Raw genomic sequence first — 16,943 nt, 5'->3', positions numbered from 1 at the left:
TGCGATCCGCTCAGTGGCTGGATCGCGTGGGACATCCGGTCCCGAAGTCTTGTCGATGCGGTCGTGACTTCTCACGACGACACCTGCGTCCATTATCGCATCCCGATCGTTCGACGGTGTCATCCGAGCGTGCGGCGCGCGTCATGTCCTCACCCGAACCGCATAGCGAACGCTGAGATAATCCCGACATGACCGCACAGCGCACACGGCACATCGGGTACGGCATCTGGCTCATCCTCGCGAGCGTGGTGGGCTGGTGGGCCGCCTTCCAGCTCACGATGGACAAGTTCATCAGCCTGGAGAATCCCCAGGCGGAGCTGGGCTGCAACCTGAGCTTCTTCGTGCAGTGCGGCGCGAATCTCGACTCCTGGCAGGGCTCGGTGTTCGGCTTCCCGAACCCGATCATCGGCCTCACGGGTTGGATGGCCGTGCTCGTCATGGGCGTCGCCGTCGTCGCGGGCGTGCGGTTCCCGCGCTGGTTCTGGGCCCTCTTCGGAGTCGGCATCGCCGCAGCGTTCGCGTTCATCGCCTGGCTGATCTGGCAGACGTTCTTCTCGCTGCACACGCTGTGCCCCTGGTGCGGTCTGACCTACCTCGTGATGATTCCCACCTTCCTCACCACGGTGGTGCATCTCGGCCGGAACGGGACGCTGTCGAAGAAGAAGTCCGTGCAGGAGGCCTTCGGCCGTCTGATGGCCTGGACGCCGCTCGCCTCGATCCTCTGCTTCGCCGTCATCGTCGTGATGGCCTACATGGCAGGCGGGGATCTGATCGGCGAGCTCCTGCGCCTCTTCTGATCCGAATGCGAAAAGAGGGACGCCCCGTCGGGGCGTCCCTCTTTCATGTCCTCGGGGTTCAGCTGAACCAGATGCCGAGCTCGCGCGCCGCCGACTCCGGGCTGTCCGAGCCGTGCACGAGGTTCTGCTGCACCTTCAGGCCCCAGTCCCGGCCGAAGTCGCCGCGGATCGTGCCGGGCGCGGCGGTGGTCGGGTCGGTGGTGCCGGCAAGGGAGCGGAAGCCCTCGATGACGCGGTTGCCGGCCAGGCGGATCGCCACGGACGGACCGGACATCATGAACTCGAGGAGCGGCTCGTAGAACGGCTTGCCCTCGTGCTCGGCGTAGTGCGCCGCGAGCAGGTCGCGGTCGGGCTCGACCAGGCGGATGTCGACGAGCGCGTAGCCCTTCGCCTCGATGCGGGCGAGGATCGTGCCGGTCAGGCCGCGGGCGACGCCGTCAGGCTTGACGAGGACGAGGGTTTCTTCAGTGGCCATGTCATTCGCTCTCTGTGTGAGTCTCGGGCTGTGCGTGGGTGTCCGCCTGTCTGCGGTCCATCCGGGCCCCCACGATCGTCGCATATCCCCACATGCCGCCGAAAATCAGCGCGACGAGCGCGATGGCGGGGACGAGCAGGGCGGATGCCAGGACGAGCGCCTGCAGCACCCACCCGGTCGCGATCGCGCCGGGGCGGGAGATCGCACCGGAGAGGGCGATCATCGCGACGGCGAGCACGATGCCGCCGACGATCCCCCACCACGCGGGGATCCCCTGCGGCAGCACGTTCAGCCCGTACACCGTCAGCCCGGCGAGGAAGACGACGATCGCCTCGAAGCCCAGCACGATGGCGCCGAGCTTCTGCGCGAGGGTGCGCGGAGTCCTGGCGCGGGGCGCGCGCGAGGCCGTCATCCGCGCCATCCGCTCTTCCAGTCCTCTTCCTCGGAGAGCAGCAGTGCCTCACCTGCGAGCACGATCGACCCGGCGATCACGACTGCACGCCGCTCGGAGGCCGACGCCCATTCGCGCGCGGCGTCCACGGCCTCGGCGAGCGTGGGGTGCACGCTCGCGCGGCGGCCGCGTTCCTCGACCAGGTCGGCGATGGCATCCGCCTCCTCGGCTCGCTCGGAGTCGGGCGAGGTCGCGAACACCTCGGTGACCGCAGGGAGCAGAGTGTCGACGATGCCGGCGGTGTCCTTGTCGGCGAAGACGCCCAGCACGAGCCCCCACTCGTCGAAGTCGAAGCTGTCGTCCAGAGCGCGAGCCAGCGACGCCGCACCATGCGGGTTGTGCGCGGCATCCACGACCACGGTCGGCGCGATGCCGACCAGCTGCAGGCGGCCCGGAGATGTGGCGTTCTGCAGCCCGTCGGTGATGATCTCACCGGCGATGCGCTGCGAGCCACCGCCGATCAGCGACTCCACGGCGACGACGGCGAGGGCCGCGTTGTGGCCCTGGTGCGCGCCGTACAGCGGCAGGTACTCGTCGGCGTACTCGCCGGCGAGCCCGCGGATGCTGATCATCTGGCCGCCCACGGCGAGCTTCTGCGCCGACAGCCCGAAGTCCTCGCCCTCGCTCGCGTAGGTCGCGCCCTTCTCGGCGGCGACGCGGCGCAGCACCGCCTCGGCCTCGGGCTTCTGCTGGGCGGAGACGACGGCCGCGCCGTCCTTGATGATCCCGGCCTTGACCTCGGCGATCTTCTCGATCGTGTCGCCCAGCCGGTCGGCGTGGTCCATGTCGATCGGGGCGAACACCGCCACGTCGCCGTCGGCGGTGTTGGTGGAGTCCCACGAACCGCCCATGCCGACCTCGAGCACGAGCACGTCCACCGGGGCATCCGCCGCCGCCACGAAGGCGAGCACCGTGAGCAGCTCGAAGAAGGTCAGCGGGGCATCCCCGGCGGCCTCGAGCTCGGCGTCGACGATGCCGACGAACGGCTCGATCTCATCCCACGCGTCGGCGACCGCCGCATCCGCGATCGGCTCGCCGTCGATCATGATGCGCTCCGTGAAGCGCTTCAGGTGCGGGCTGGTGAAGAGACCGGTGCGCAGCCCGTGGGCGCGCAGCAGGCTCTCGATCATCCGCGCGGTCGACGTCTTCCCGTTGGTGCCGGTGATGTGCACGACGCGGTAGGTGCGCTGCGGATCGTCGAGCAGGGTGAGGATGCGGGCGACCCGCTCCTTGCGGGGCTGCACCCACCGCTCCCCCGCACGCTCCAGCAGCTTCTCGTAGACGGCGTCCGCCCTCTGCACGTCGCTCACTTCGCTGCTCCCGTCCGGGCGACGGCGACCGTGAAGTCGCCGCGGTTGGCGTAGGTGCCCTTGCCGATCACGTTCTCGAACTCGCTCTCGCCGAGCTCGGCGTCCGCACGCAGCAGGCTGTGCTCGACCGCGAGGGTCTCGCCGGCGACATCCGCAAGGACGAACGCCGACTCCACGGCATCCGCATCAGCAGCATCCGTGAAGCGCAGCTGCAGGCGGATCCGGTCGCTCACGTCGAAGCCGGCCCTCTTGCGGGTGTCCTGCACGGCGCGGATCACGTCGCGGGCCAGGCCCTCGGCCTCGAGCTCCGGCGTGGTCGCGGTGTCGAGCAGTACGAACCCGCCCGTGGGCAGCACCGCGAGCGCCTCTCCCTCCGGGCGTCCGGTGGTCTCCAGCACCAGCTCGTACTCGTGCGGCTCCAGCGCGATGCCGTCAGCGGTCACGACGCCGGCGTCCTCGGTCCAGAAGCCCTCCTTCGCGGCGCGGATGACCTTCTGCACGTCCTTGCCGAGCCGGGGGCCCGCGGCGCGGGCGTTGACGCTGAGACGATGGCTGATGCCGTACTCCCGCGCCGTGTCCTCACCGAGCTTCACCAGCTCCACCGTCTTGACGTTGAGCTCCTCGCGGAGGATGCCCTCGAACTGCGCGAGATCGTCGGCGAGCGGCGACACGACAGTGAGGCGGGCGAGCGGCAGCCGCACGCGCAGCTTCTCCTTCTTACGCAGGGCGTTGCCGACGCTGGACAGCTCGCGCACGGCGTCCATGGCATCGCGCACGTCATCCGCTGCAGGGAACGCCTCGCCGTCCGGCCAGTCCGTCAGGTGCACGCTGCGCCCGCCGGTCAGCCCCTGCCAGATGCGCTCGCTGATCAGCGGCACCAGCGGCGCCGCGACGCGGGTGAGGGTCTCGAGCACCGTGTACAGCGTGTCGAACGCCTCGGTGGCGGTCCCCTCCCAGAAGCGGTCGCGGGAGCGGCGGATGTACCAGTTCGTCAGCACCTCGGCGAAGTCGCGCAGGCGAGCGGACGCCGTGGTCGAGTCCAGCCCCTCCAGGTCGGCGCGCACGTCGCGGACGAGGTCCCCGAGCCGGGCGAGGATGTACCGGTCCAGGACGTCCGTGGAATCGGTGCGCCAGGTCGCCTCGTAGCCCTCCGGGGTCGCGGCGTTCGCGTAGGTGGCGAAGAAGTACCACGAGTTCCACAGCGGCAGCAGGAACTCCCGCACGCCCGCGCGGATCCCCTCCTCCGTGACGGCGAGGTTGCCGCCGCGCAGCACCGAGCTGGACATCAGGAACCAGCGCATGGCGTCCGAGCCGTCGCGGTCCAGCACCTCGCTGACGTCGGGGTAGTTGCGCAGCGACTTCGACATCTTGTAGCCGTCGGAGCCGAGCACGATGCCGTGGCAGCTGACCCCGGTGAACGCCGGGCGGTCGAACAGGGCGGTGGAGAGCACGTGCATCACGTAGAACCAGCCGCGGGTCTGCCCGATGTACTCCACGATGAAGTCGGCCGGCGCGTGCGAGTCGAACCACTCCTGGTTCTCGAACGGGTAGTGCACCTGCGCGTACGGCATCGAGCCGGAGTCGAACCACACGTCGAAGACGTCCTCGATGCGGCGCATCGTGGACTTCCCGGTCGGGTCGTCGGGGTTCGGCCGGGTGAGGTCGTCGATGTAGGGCCGGTGCAGGTCGACCTCGCCGTTCTCGTTGTGCGGGAGCGTGCCGAAGTCGCGCTCCAGCTCCTCCAGCGAGCCGTAGGCGTCCACTCGGGGGTAGGTCGGGTCGTCGCTCTTCCAGATCGGGATCGGCGAGCCCCAGTAGCGGTTGCGGCTGATCGACCAGTCGCGCGCACCCTCGAGCCACTTGCCGAACTGGCCGTGCTTGACGTTCTCCGGCACCCAGGTGATCTGCTCGTTGTTCGCGAGCATCCGATCCTTGACGTCGGTCACGCGGATGAACCAGCTCGAGACCGCCTTGTAGATCAGGGGGTTCCGGCAGCGCCAGCAGTGCGGGTAGGAGTGCACGTAGCTCTGCTCGCGCAGCATCCGCCCCGCCGCGCGCAGCAGGCGGATCAGCGGCGTGTTGGCCTCCATCCAGAGCACGCCGGCGACGTCGGTGACGTTCGGCAGGAACTTGCCGCCGTCGTCGAGCGAGAGGATGGTCGGGATGCCCGCGGCGTTGGAGACGCGCTGGTCGTCCTCACCGTAGGCGGGCGCCTGGTGCACGATGCCGGTGCCGTCGGTGGTGGTGACGTAGTCGTCGACGAGGATGCGCCACGCCTTCTCCGTGCCCCAGGTCTCGGCGTCCGCGTAGTAGTCGAACAGCCGGTCGTAGGTGACATCCTCGAGCTCCTTGCCGAGCACCGAGCGGTCGACTGCGGCGAGCGCCTCCTCGGCCGACTCGTATCCGAGATCCTTGGCATAGCCGCCCAGCAGGTCGCGAGCCAGCAGGTAGCGGTGCGCGGCGGTCTCGGCGGGGTCGTCCCCCGTCACGACGTCGGCGGCGCCGTTCGGCCCGGCCGGCAGCACCACGTACTCGATGTCGGGGCCCACGACGAGGGCGAGGTTCGTCGGAAGGGTCCACGGCGTCGTCGTCCAGGCAAGGGCGCGCACGGCGGTGAGGCCGAGGGACTCTGCCTTGGCCCCGGTGAGCGGGAACGTCACGGTGACGGACGGGTCCTGGCGGTCCTGGTAGACGTCGTCGTCCATGCGCAGCTCGTGGTTGGACAGCGGCGTCTCATCGCGCCAGCAGTAGGGCAGCACACGGTAGCCCTCGTAGGCGAGCCCCTTGTCGAACAGGGTCTTGAACGCCCACAGCACGCTCTCCATGTACCCGAGATCGAGCGTCTTGTAGCCGCGCTCGAAGTCGACCCACCGCGCCTGACGGGTCACGTAGTCCTGCCATTCGCGCGTGTACGCGAGCACGGAGTCGCGCGCCTTCCCGTTGAAGACGCCGATGCCCATGTCCTCGATCTCGCTCTTCTCGGTCAGTCCGAGCTGCTTCATCGCCTCGAGCTCGGCGGGCAGGCCGTGCGTGTCCCATCCGAACACGCGGTCGACCTTCTTGCCGAGCATGGTCTGGAAGCGCGGGAACAGGTCCTTGGCGTACCCGGTGAGCAGGTGACCGTAGTGCGGCAGGCCGTTCGCGAAGGGAGGTCCGTCGTAGAAGACCCACTCGTCGGCGCCCTCGCGCTGCGCGATGGAGGCGCGGAAGGTGTCATCCGTCTTCCAGAAGTCGAGGACCTCGGTCTCGATCTCGGGGAAGCGCGGGCTCGGAGTGACAGCGGCCGGGCCGAAGGCCGTGCCTGAGGTGCGCGGATAGGTCATCGTGTCTCGCAGTGGTCGTGGGCGGATGCTGCTGCCGGGACGACCCGTGCTGCGACGGACCGCGGTACCACCCGACGTGCTTCTCGCGAAGCCACTCTCACTGCGGCGATGACGGGCCTGCCCCGCTCGGTTCTAGTGGCCCCGCAGGACGTTCTTCCGAGAGCTCCCCGGTGATGGCCGGATCAGTGCTTGTCCGGCCATTCTACGCGCATCCGGTCAGGCTTCCGCCCCCATCGTCGTGTGCGCTTCGCGCGGGAATGTGCACCTCCCGCGGACAGATCCCGGAAATTCGTCCGCACGAAGCGCACATCTCCGCGCGAAGCGCACGGCTAAGTCAGGCCTCGAGGTGAAGTCCCTGCGCGACGGCACGCATGATGAGGTCCTGAACGGCCGGCCAGTCGAACATCACCTGCGTGTAGGACACCCGGATGACGTGATAGCCGAGGAGCTTCAGCTCAGCATCGTGCTTGATGTCCTCTGAGCGCTGCGCGCCGACGTGATGCTTCCCGTCGATCTGCACGACGAGCCGCGCGCCGATCAGGGCATCGACCCGATGACCGTGGATCCACGTCTGGATGCGCAGCGGCACACGCAGCCAGCGCAATCTCGTCCGCAGGTAGGTCTCGAGTCCGGCATCCGCGAACGGCGATGCCTCCGCCAGCACCCGACGTGCCGCGGGGCGCAATAGAAGACGTGACATGGCTGCCATCTCCACCAGGCCTTTGTTGAACGCCGAATCCCAAGTGGCGAGGGCCTGCTCGAATGGCTCGCACTCAGCGATGTATGCGAGCACGTTCTCGATCGGATCGATGAGAGCGTCGGGATCGCGAGGGATCAGCGGCGCACCCCAATGCACCTTGGCTCGGACCGGCACGCGACCGCCCCGGGCCACCGGAACCGCGACATGCGGTTCACCCTCCGGATCATGGAGCCAGATGTCGTAGTGCTGCGCGGCGGTGCGGCAGGTCAGGACAAGGCCGAATGTCATCGCGTCGTACAGCATCCGGGGCGTGCTCCTCACCGCGATCCAGCCGCGGCGCGGTCGAGTGAGCAGACCGCCTGCGACTGCGGCATCCACCGTGCGACGGCCGAAACCGCGCTCGGTCACCCGTGCTGTGCGCACGTAGCCGCCGCAGTCGGACACGAAGTCGATGAGGGCCGAGATCCGGGGAGCCATGACGACATGGTGCTCGACCCTGGCGCGACCCGCACTCGGAATCCGGCGAATGTGGACGAATCGACCTGGAGGTCCGAGTGTGCAGGCGGAATGGCCCTCATCGGCGCGAGCGCTTCGCGCGGGAATGTGCACCTCGAGCGGACAGATCCCGGAAATTCGTCCGCACGAAGCGCACATCTCCGCGCGAAGCGTACGGCGAGGAACGGTCAGGCTTCGCGGTGGTGGCCGTACAGGTCGGTCTGGACGCCGTTGATCCAGGCCTCCGGTTCCGCGATGCGGACGGTGCGGGCGTACGCCTCGTCGACGACGGACGCCTCGAACCCGGCATCCCTCAGCCGCGCGGCGAGCGCGTCGAGGTCGCCGTCGGCGAGGAAGCCCAGGCCGGCAGCGGGCTCGGATGCCCGGTGGACTCCGACGGACCCGCCGCCGGACGCGTGCAGCTCCACCCAGCCACCGCGGTCGGCGACGATGTCGGCGCGCAGTCCGAGCTCTTCGAGGACGCCTCGGGCCTCGGCCACGTCCTCCTGGAACAGGATCGGCTGCACCGCCATCGGACCGGTGGTCGCGCGGGCGCCTGCCGACACGCTGATGCCGAGACCTGATGCGAGGCGCACGAGAAGCATGTCCCCGACGCCCTCCAGTGTCGTACGCGCGACGTCGCGCCCCGCAAGCGCCTGCTGCGCGACGTCGAGGTCGTCGACCAGCAGGTGCACGTCCACGGTGCCGTCCGGGTGGTCGTCGGTCTCGCCGTGCACGGCGAGCACACCTCCCCCGTCGAATTCGGCCCAGTCGGGCTCGGGCGGGGAGGGCGCGACGAATCCCAGCGCCTCGGCGAGGGCGTGCCAGCGCTCCGGATGCCGGGAGTAGACGATCTGCTGCACGGTCGTGGTCACGATTCGACCCCTTCCAGGTACTGCCGCAGTGCACGCTCGACGAGGGCCGAGAGGCTGGACTCCTCGTCGATGGCGCGGTGCTTGACCGCGCGGACCACGTCGGGCGGCAGGTAGACGTTGAACTGCACCTTCGCGTCGCTTGACTGCATGCTAGCAATATAGCCACGATCACATGGCGCGGCAAGCCGTCGGTGCCTTCGCCTAGAGTCGAGCGCATGGCCCGCCGCAGTGAGGATCTCCGTCCGCCCCTCGTGTCCGCACCCGATCTGCCCGATCACCTGGACCCTGCGCCGCCCCGCCGGAGCGCGGACCTGATCGCCGCGCTGATCGAGCTGGAGGGCGACGCCGACCTGGCGCACTCCTCCCTGGAGCAGTGCGTGCTGACCGGCGTCGCCGACTCCCTCGACCTTCGCGGCGCCACCCTCATGGATGTCGAACTGCGGGACCTGCGCGTCGCCGATCTTCCGGCGCGCACGGCGAGCCTGCGCCGCGTCCGCATCTCCGGCGGACGGATCGGGACCCTCGATCTGACCGATACCCGCATCCACGAACTCGAACTGCGCGGCGTCCGGATCGACTACCTGACGCTCTCGGCCACGAAGGCCGTGGACGTGCGCATCGACGGATGCCGGATCACGGCCCTCGATCTGCCCGGCGCCACCCTCACCCGCGTCGCGTTCGACGGCACGCACGCGGACGAGGTCGACTCACGTGGACTGCAGGCCTCGCACGTGGATCTCCGCGGTCTGGACGCGCTCTCGTTCCTCGACGTCGCATCGCTGCGCGGCACGACTCTCACCGTCCGGCAGGTGGAGCTGCTGGCGCCCGCGTTCGCGGCATCCGCCGGGATCTCGGTGCGGGACTGACGCGACCCGATCGCGTGCGGCGGGATCAGCGCCCTGCCGCGAGCAGTTCCCGGGTGAACGGATGCCGGGGATCGGCGAACACCTCGGCCACCGCGCCCTGCTCCACGATCACCCCGTCCTGCATGACCAGCACGTCGTCGCTGACCGCGGCGATGACGGCGAGGTCGTGCGAGACGAACACCATCGTGAGCGCGCGCTCCCGCTGCAGGCGGCTGAGCAGGTCGAGCACACGCTGTCGCACCGTCGGGTCCAGGGCCGAGACGGGCTCGTCGAGGACCAGCACCTGCGGGTCGGCGGCGAGCGCGCGGGCGATCGCAGCGCGCTGACGCTGACCGCCGGAGAGCTCATGCGGGCGACGGCGTGCGAGCGCGCCGTCCAGGCCGACCTCCGTGAGAAGCTCGAGTGCCCGCGCAGCGCGGGACGCACGTGGCACGCCGGCGGCCTGCAGCGCCTCGCGCAGGGAGCGGCCGATCGTCCATCGCGGATCGAACGCACCGAGCGGATTCTGGTGCACCAACTGCACCCGCTGCGGCGAGACCCATTCGAGAGCGCCGGAATCCGGATGCTGCACGCCGACGATCATCCGTGCGAGCGTCGTCTTGCCCGATCCGGACTCCCCCACCACGCCCAGCGTGCTCCCTGCCCGCAGGACGAAGCTCGCCCCCACGACGGCGGGACGATCGAACGACTTCGAGACATCCGCGGCACGCAGCAGCGCTGTCCCCGACGCGGGCGCGCTCGATCGCGGAGCCGGCGAGCTGGCCGCCACGAGCTCGCGCGCGTGGTCGCTGCGGGGCGACCGAATCACCTCGTCCACCGAGCCCTGCTCGACGATGCGGCCGGCCTGCATGACGATCACCCGGTCGGCCACCCTGCGAACGGCCGCGAAGTCATGGCTGATGAACACGACGGCGCGGCCGCTGTCCGCGATGCCGCGCAGGAGCTCCAGGATGCGAGCCTGCACGGTGGCATCCAGCGCCGTCGTCGCCTCGTCGGCGACGATCACCTCGGGATCGGCCGCAAGCGCGGACGCGATCAGCGCGCGCTGCCGGAGACCCCCGGAGAGCTCCTGAGGCCGGCTGCGCACCCGGCGCTCCGCGTCGGGCATCGACACCGACTCGAGCAGCTCGAGCACGCGCCCGCCGTCGGCACGCAGGCCGTGGATCTCCATCGGCTCGGCCACCTCGCGCCCGATCCGGCGGAGCGGGTCGAGCGCCGCCAGCGCGTCCTGCGAGACCAGGGCGATCCTGCGCCCGCGCAGCGTCCGCCATCCGGATTCCCCCAGCCGCGCGGCATCCGTGCCCGCGATGTGCAGCCGCTCGGTCGTCGCCGACGCCCCACCGGGGAGCAGCCCGAGCAGCGCCCGGGCGGTGAGCGATTTGCCCGCGCCGGACTCCCCGACGATCGCCACGCACTCCCCCGGCTCCACGGTGAACGACACGTCGTCCACCACGGCGCGGTCACCGAACGCGATGCGCAGCCCCTGCACGTCCACAGCGCTCATGCGGCCCGCCCTTCCATCCGCGCGCGCAGCGCTCGGCCCAGCACGGTGGCGCTGATGACGGTGAGAGTGATCGCAAGCCCCGGGAACACGGAGATCCACCAGGCCTGGCCCAGCACGTTGCGGCCACCGGCGAGCATGAGCCCCCATTCGGGCTGCGGTTCGGCGGGACCGAGTCCCAGGAAGCTCAGGCCTGCGGCGGCGAGGATCGCCGAGCCGATGCCGATGGTGGCGAGCACGCTGAGGGAGCCCAGCACGCCCGGCACGACGTGCCGGACGAACGCCCGCATCCGCCCGACCCCGAGGATCCGCGCGGCCTCGACGTGCTCGGCGACCCGCAGCGTGCGGGTCTGCGTGCGCGCCAGCCGGATGTACACCGGGACGGCGGCGATCGTCACCGCGATCGCGACGTTCGCCCCGCCCGGGCCGAGCACGGCCACGACGATCAGGGCGACCAGGAACTCGGGGAACGCCAGGAGGACGTCGGTCACGCGCATCAGCACGGCATCCGCCCACCGCGGTGCGATCCCGGAGAGCGCACCGACGGCGAGGCCGGCCACGAGCGCCAGTGCGGTGGCGAGCAGGCCTATGCCCGCGGAGCGCGCGGCTCCGTGCACGACCCGCGCGAGCACGTCACGGCCGGACTGATCCGTGCCGAACAGATGCGCGCCGCTCGGCGGCTGCAGCGCTGCACGGACGTCGGTCTGCAGGGGGTCGTGCGTCGCGAGAAGATCGGGCGCGAATGCGGCCAGTGCGACGAGCGCGAGATACAGCCCGGCGATCCAGAGCCCCGCCGCCTTCATCGTCGCTCCCCGATCGCAGGGGCCTCGAAGCGTCCCGACGCGCCCAGGCGCGGGTCGATGAGCGGATGCAGCAGCTCCACCAGCACGTTCACGATCACGAACACGAGCGCGCTGAGCATGATGATCCCGGCGACAACGGGCAGATCGCGGTTGACGATCGCTGCGAGTGTCACGCGCCCGAGACCGGGGCGTGCGAACACGGTCTCGACGAGCACAGCCCCGCCCAGCAGCGAGCCGACCAGGTACGCGGTCAGCGTCAGGGCGCTCGCGGCTCCGTGCCGGAGGGAGTGCCGCAGCACGAGCCGTGCCGGGGTCGCACCCCGCGCCCGCACGGTCTCCGCGAACGGCTGACGCTCGGCCGCATCGATTCCGTCGCGCAGGACCTGCCCGATGAGAGCGGCGACGGGAAGCGCCAGGGTGACCGCCGGCAGGACGAGCGTCGCGGGCGTGCGCGAACCCGCCACGGGGAACCAGCCGAGCGTGAACGCGAACACCGCCAGCAGCAGCAGGCCGATCCAGAACACGGGCGATGACAGCACGATGAGCTCGGCCGCCACGACCACGCCCCGCGCGAACCCGCGTCGGGCGAACAGGGCCGCGGCGAGAGCCAGAACGAGCGCGATCAGCAGCGCCAGGGCGGTCAGCTGCACTGTGGGACCGAGCTGGCGCCCGATGACCTCGGTCACCGGCATCCGCAGCTGGTAGGACCGTCCGAGGTCTCCGTGCAGGAGCCCGCCGAGGTACGACAGGTACTGCACCAGCGGCGGACGATCCAGCCCCAGCTCGGCGCGGATGCCGTCCTTCACCTCCTCGCTCACCTGGGCCTGCGGGCCGAGCATGACCGAGACCGCGTCGCCGGGGATGATCCGGAACGCCAGGAAGGCGAGCGTCGCCGCGCCCCACAGGACGATGACGACGGATGCCAGGATCCCGGCGCTCCGGATCAGTGCGCGCGACACGTCGGAACGCGACTCAGCCGGCCAGGCTCGCGGTGTAGAACTGCGGACGCCCGTACAGGTCGTAGGTCAGGCCCTTGACGCCCTTGTCCGACGCGGTGATGAGCGAGGAGACGTAGAGCGGGACGATCGCGACGTGCTCGGCGTTCCACTGCTGCACCTGCTGGTAGATCTTGGCGCGCGCGGCCGGGTCGGTGGTCGACAGGCCGTCCTGCAGGAGCTTGTCGACGGCCGGGTCGCTGACCTGGGACGCGTTCTGGAACCCGTCCGTGCCGAGATGGTTGCGCAGCAGGTCCGCGTCGACGCCGGAGTAGTCCCAGTCGGTGAGGTCGTATGTCTTCGGGCCGTACTGCTCGTTGTAGGCGGCGGGCTCCAGGGTCTCGCGCACGACCTCGAAGCCGGCCTTCTTCAGGTCGGACTGGATGGCGTTGGCCATGGCGGTGTGCTCGTCCGAGACCGGAGTCCAGGCGATCCAGCGCGCGGACAGGCGCTTGCCGTCCTTCGTGCGGTAGCCCTCGCCGTCGCGGGCGGTCCAGCCGGCCTCATCGAGCAGCCGGCCGGCCTTCTCGGGGTCGAACTTCCAGGTGCCCTCCAGCGCCTTGTCGTAGCCCGGAGTTGTCGGGCCGAGGATGCTCCACGCGCGCGGGAACTCGCCGAAGAAGATCTGCTTCACGGCGGCGTCCACATCGATCGACAGCTCGAACGCCTGTCGCACCTTCTGGTCGGCGAAGACGCCGTGCTTCTCGTTGAGGAACAGCGAGTACGGCAGGCCCGGGTACTCCTTGGCGCTGACGGTGATGTCCTTGCCGAGCTCCTTCACGGTGCTCGGCGGGAGCTGGCTGGCGACCTGCGCCTCTCCGGAGCTGAGCACCCCGGCGCGGACGGAGGCCTCGGGCAGGATCTCCACGCGCAGCGTCTTGATCTTCGGCGCCTTGGCGCCGTCGGGGCCCCAGGCGTAGTCGTCGTTGCGGGTGTAGACGATCTCCTGGTCGGCCGTGTACTCGGTGAGCTTGAACGGGCCGGTGCCGATGTTCACGTCGGGGCCGCCCGCCTTGAGCTGCGCGGCCGAGTTCTTGAGGACCTTGGGCGACCAGAAGCCGAGCTGGGCGGTGCTGGCCGCCTGCAGGAACGGCGCGTACGGAGAGGTGAAGTCCACCTCGACCGTGTGGTCGGAGACGACCTCGGTGCCCGCGTACAGCTCGCCGCCGAGCATGGCCGCCGCGGATGCCGACTCGGTCTTCGGGTCGATGATGCGGTCGAAGTTCGCCTTGACGGCCGCGGCATCGAAGGGGGTGCCGTCGGTGAAGGTCACGTCGTCGCGCAGCTCGAACGTGTACGCCTTGCCGTCGTCGGAGACCTTCCAGCTCTTCGCGAGCCACGGAGAGAACGAGCCGTCGGCCTCCTGGAACACCAGGGAGTCGAGCACCTGACGCTGCACCATGGCTGAGACGTCGAGCTGGCTGGTCTGCGGGTCCATGTGACCGTTCGAGAGGTTGGCGCCCTCGATCGCCCAGCTGAGCTCGGCGTCGGGATCCGCCCCGGCATCCGTCCCGCCGGAGGTGGCGGGTCCGGCGCAGGCGCTGAGGATGAGTGCGGATGCTGCGGCGAGAGCCGCCAGCGGAAGAAGCCGGCGCACGGGGAAGGAAGGCATTCGGGAACCTCGGGAGAGTGCGGAAAGGGTGACGTTCCATCCTATCCGCGGTTTCTTGGACCGGGTCGATCTACGTCGCACCGGCGGATGCCCGGTAGACTCGCCCCACAACCCACACTCAGGCACGCTCACACAGTGCCGCACACATCGCTCAAGGAGACCCCTATGTCCGTCATTCCCGACAAGCCCGCACTCGAGGGTCTCGAAGCGAAGTGGGGTGAGCGCTGGTCCGAGCAGGGGACGTTCCTGTTCGACCGCCTGCGTGCCGCAGAAGCCGGCCGCACCGGCGTCTACTCGATCGACACGCCCCCTCCCACGGCTTCCGGCAGCCTGCACATCGGTCACGTGTTCTCGTACACGCACACCGACATCAAGGCCCGCTTCGAGCGGATGCGCGGCAAGAACGTGTTCTACCCGATGGGCTGGGACGACAACGGTCTGCCCACCGAGCGCCGCGTGCAGAACTACTACGGCGTGCGCTGCGACCCCTCGCTCCCCTACGACCCCGACTTCACGCCGCCGTTCGAGGGGGGCGACAACAAGTCCTCCCGCGCCGCCGACCAGCTGCCGATCAGCCGCCGCAACTTCATCGAGCTGTGCGAGAAGCTGACCATCGAGGACGAGAAGCAGTTCGAGGCCCTGTTCCGCCAGCTGGGTCTCAGCGTCGACTGGACCCAGACCTACCGCACGATCTCGGACGACACGATCCGGCAGAGCCAGCTGGCGTTCCTGCGCGGGCTGGAGCGCGGCGAGGCGTACCAGTCCCTCGCCCCGACGCTCTGGGACATCGACTTCCGCTCCGCGATCGCACAGGCCGAGCTCGAGGACCGCGAGCAGCAGGCGGCGTACCACCGCGTCGCGTTCCGCAGGAGCGACGGATCGGGTGACATCCAGATCGAGACCACCAGGCCCGAGCTGCTCGCCGCCTGCGTGGCCCTGGTCGCGCACCCCGACGACGAGCGCTACCAGCCGTACTTCGGCTCCACCGTGCGCACGCCGGTCTTCGACGTCGAGGTGCCCGTGCTGGCGCATCACCTCGCCCAGCCCGACAAGGGCTCCGGCATCGCCATGATCTGCACCTTCGGTGACGTGACCGACATCATCTGGTGGCGCGAGCTCGACCTGCCCAACCGCACGATCCTCGGCAAGGACGGCCGCGTGCTGGCCGACGCGCCCGAGGCGATCGTGTCGGATGCCGGCCGGGCCGCGTACGCGGAGCTCGCGGGCAAGACGGTGTTCAGCGCCCGCAAGTCGATGGTGGAGCTGCTGCAGGCGTCCGGCGACCTCATCGAGGTGGGGAAGCCCTTCAACCACGCCGTGAAGTTCTTCGAGAAGGGCGACCGTCCCCTCGAGATCGTCTCGACCCGCCAGTGGTACATCCGCAACGGCGCCCGCGACGAGAAGCTGCGCGACGACCTGCTCGAGAACGGCCGCCAGATGGCCTGGCACCCCGACTTCATGCGCGTGCGCTACGAGAACTGGGTCGGAGGCCTGACCGGCGACTGGCTGATCTCGCGTCAGCGCTTCTTCGGCGTGCCGATCCCGCTCTGGTACGGCCTCGACGAGAACGGGGAGCGCGACTACGACCGCGTGATCACCCCCTCGCACGACTCGCTGCCGATCGACCCGACCAGCGATGTGCCTGCCGGCTACACGGCCGAGCAGCGCGGAGTGCCCGGCGGCTTCGACGCCGAGCAGGACATCTTCGACACCTGGGCGACCTCCTCGCTCACCCCCCAGCTGGCCGGCGGCTGGCAGCGCGACGAGGACCTGTGGAACCTGGTCGCCCCGTTCGACCTGCGCCCGCAGGGTCAGGACATCATCCGCACCTGGCTGTTCTCCACCATGCTGCGCTCGACTCTCGAGGACCAGCGCGCGCCGTGGAGCAACGCGGCGATCTCCGGCTTCATCGTGGACCCCGATCGCAAGAAGATGTCGAAGTCCAAGGGCAACGTGGTGACTCCCGCCGACATCCTCGACAAGCACGGCTCGGATGCCGTGCGCTACTGGTCGGCCTCGAGCCGCCTCGGCATGGACGCCGCGTTCGACCCGCAGAACCCGACGCAGGTCAAGATCGGCCGGCGCCTCGCGATCAAGATCCTCAACGCCGCGAAGTTCGTGCTCTCGTTCCCGGTTCCGGAGGGCGCGCAGGTCACGCATGCCCTGGACGCGTCGATGCTCGCCACCCTCGACCGGGTGGTTCGCGAGGCCACCGCGGCGTACGAGAACTACGACCAGGCCAAGGCCCTCGAGGTCACCGAGGCGTTCTTCTGGGCCTTCTGCGACGACTACCTGGAGCTCGTCAAGGAGCGCGCCTACGACCAGACGGACGTGGGCCAGGCATCCGCCGCCCTCGCGCTGCGGCTCGCGCTGTCGACCCTGCTGCGCCTGCTCGCCCCGATCGTGTCGTTCGCGACCGAGGAGGCGTGGAGCTGGTTCGAGGAGGGCTCGATCCACACGGCCTCCTGGCCCGAGGCGCTGGACATCGAGGGCGACCCCGCCGTGCTCGCCACCGCGAGCGAGGCGCTGGTCGGCATCCGCCGGGCGAAGACCGAGGCGAAGGCCTCGCAGAAGACCCCGGTGTCGACCGCGACAATCGCGGCACCGGCGGCCAAGATCGAGGCGCTGCGTGCGGCGGCCGACGATCTGCGCGCCGTGGGCCGGATCGCCGAGCTCAGCTTCGCCGAGGCAGAGGAGCTCGCGGTGACCGCGATCGAGCTCGCCCCGGTGGAGGCCTGAT

14 protein-coding genes are annotated in these 16,943 nt (G+C 69.8%); 3 read left to right on the top strand and 11 right to left on the bottom strand.

Features of this window, described 5'->3' with window-relative positions; translation table 11 throughout:
* The first annotated feature begins 188 nt into the window (after positions 1 to 188).
* A complete protein-coding gene (locus tag MIAR_RS01535; protein WP_285630288.1) occupies positions 189 to 797 on the top strand; it encodes a vitamin K epoxide reductase family protein in 609 nt (202 codons plus the stop codon).
* Positions 798 to 855: 58 nt separating this feature from the next.
* Here the strand turns inward: MIAR_RS01535 and ndk are convergent, their stop codons facing one another.
* From ndk to MIAR_RS01500, 7 genes are all read right to left on the bottom strand, one after another.
* A complete protein-coding gene (ndk, locus tag MIAR_RS01530; protein WP_285630287.1) occupies positions 856 to 1,272 on the bottom strand; it encodes a nucleoside-diphosphate kinase in 417 nt (138 codons plus the stop codon).
* A 1-nt stretch (position 1,273) separates the two neighbouring features.
* Positions 1,274 to 1,684, bottom strand: coding sequence for a DUF4233 domain-containing protein (locus MIAR_RS01525; RefSeq protein ID WP_285630284.1), 411 nt, complete (start codon positions 1,682 to 1,684; stop codon positions 1,274 to 1,276).
* Positions 1,681 to 3,033 carry a bifunctional folylpolyglutamate synthase/dihydrofolate synthase gene (locus tag MIAR_RS01520; RefSeq protein WP_285630282.1) on the bottom strand — a complete coding sequence of 451 codons (1,353 nt, stop codon included), beginning with the start codon at positions 3,031 to 3,033 and terminating at the stop codon, positions 1,681 to 1,683. The genes MIAR_RS01525 and MIAR_RS01520 overlap by 4 nt, the downstream gene beginning before the upstream one ends.
* Positions 3,030 to 6,356 (bottom strand): isoleucine--tRNA ligase, encoded by a 3,327-nt coding sequence (gene ileS, locus MIAR_RS01515; protein WP_285630280.1) that lies wholly within the window; start codon positions 6,354 to 6,356, stop codon positions 3,030 to 3,032. The genes MIAR_RS01520 and ileS overlap by 4 nt, the downstream gene beginning before the upstream one ends.
* Positions 6,357 to 6,690: 334 nt before the next feature.
* Positions 6,691 to 7,533 (bottom strand): endonuclease domain-containing protein, encoded by an 843-nt coding sequence (locus tag MIAR_RS01510; protein ID WP_285630279.1) that lies wholly within the window; start codon positions 7,531 to 7,533, stop codon positions 6,691 to 6,693.
* Between the two features lie 206 nt (positions 7,534 to 7,739).
* Entirely contained in the window at positions 7,740 to 8,426 is a 687-nt protein-coding gene (locus MIAR_RS01505) for a VOC family protein (protein ID WP_285630277.1), read from the bottom strand.
* Positions 8,423 to 8,575 (bottom strand): ribbon-helix-helix domain-containing protein, encoded by a 153-nt coding sequence (locus MIAR_RS01500; RefSeq protein ID WP_285630276.1) that lies wholly within the window; start codon positions 8,573 to 8,575, stop codon positions 8,423 to 8,425. Before MIAR_RS01500 ends, MIAR_RS01505 begins: the two co-directional genes overlap by 4 nt.
* Before the next feature lie 66 nt (positions 8,576 to 8,641).
* Between MIAR_RS01500 and MIAR_RS01495 the strand changes: the two genes are divergently transcribed.
* A complete protein-coding gene (locus tag MIAR_RS01495) occupies positions 8,642 to 9,292 on the top strand; it encodes a pentapeptide repeat-containing protein (RefSeq protein WP_285630275.1) in 651 nt (216 codons plus the stop codon).
* A gap of 25 nt (positions 9,293 to 9,317) precedes the next feature.
* Here the strand turns inward: MIAR_RS01495 and MIAR_RS01490 are convergent, their stop codons facing one another.
* Genes MIAR_RS01490 through MIAR_RS01475 form a run of 4 tightly spaced genes read right to left on the bottom strand, consistent with a single transcriptional unit; the run spans position 9,318 to position 14,203 of the window.
* The gene (locus MIAR_RS01490; protein ID WP_285630274.1) at positions 9,318 to 10,796 is read right to left on the bottom strand and encodes an ATP-binding cassette domain-containing protein; all 1,479 of its coding nucleotides are present in this window, start codon (positions 10,794 to 10,796) and stop codon (positions 9,318 to 9,320) included.
* On the bottom strand, positions 10,793 to 11,596 hold the full coding sequence (locus tag MIAR_RS01485) for an ABC transporter permease (protein ID WP_285630273.1): 804 nt from the start codon (positions 11,594 to 11,596) through the stop codon (positions 10,793 to 10,795). Before MIAR_RS01485 ends, MIAR_RS01490 begins: the two co-directional genes overlap by 4 nt.
* A complete protein-coding gene (locus tag MIAR_RS01480; protein ID WP_285630271.1) occupies positions 11,593 to 12,555 on the bottom strand; it encodes an ABC transporter permease in 963 nt (320 codons plus the stop codon). Before MIAR_RS01480 ends, MIAR_RS01485 begins: the two co-directional genes overlap by 4 nt.
* A 13-nt stretch (positions 12,556 to 12,568) precedes the next feature.
* On the bottom strand, positions 12,569 to 14,203 hold the full coding sequence (locus MIAR_RS01475) for an ABC transporter substrate-binding protein (RefSeq protein WP_285630269.1): 1,635 nt from the start codon (positions 14,201 to 14,203) through the stop codon (positions 12,569 to 12,571).
* A gap of 165 nt (positions 14,204 to 14,368) precedes the next feature.
* Here MIAR_RS01475 and valS point away from each other — a divergent pair, with 165 nt between their 5' ends.
* Positions 14,369 to 16,942 (top strand): valine--tRNA ligase, encoded by a 2,574-nt coding sequence (gene valS / locus MIAR_RS01470; RefSeq protein ID WP_285630267.1) that lies wholly within the window; start codon positions 14,369 to 14,371, stop codon positions 16,940 to 16,942.
* Position 16,943 lies beyond the last annotated feature (1 nt).

Source organism: Microbacterium arabinogalactanolyticum, assembly GCF_030268005.1.
Taxonomy (GTDB): domain Bacteria; phylum Actinomycetota; class Actinomycetes; order Actinomycetales; family Microbacteriaceae; genus Microbacterium; species Microbacterium arabinogalactanolyticum.
Note: the sequence above shows the minus strand (reverse complement) of the source record. Positions and strands in the feature narration are given on the sequence as shown.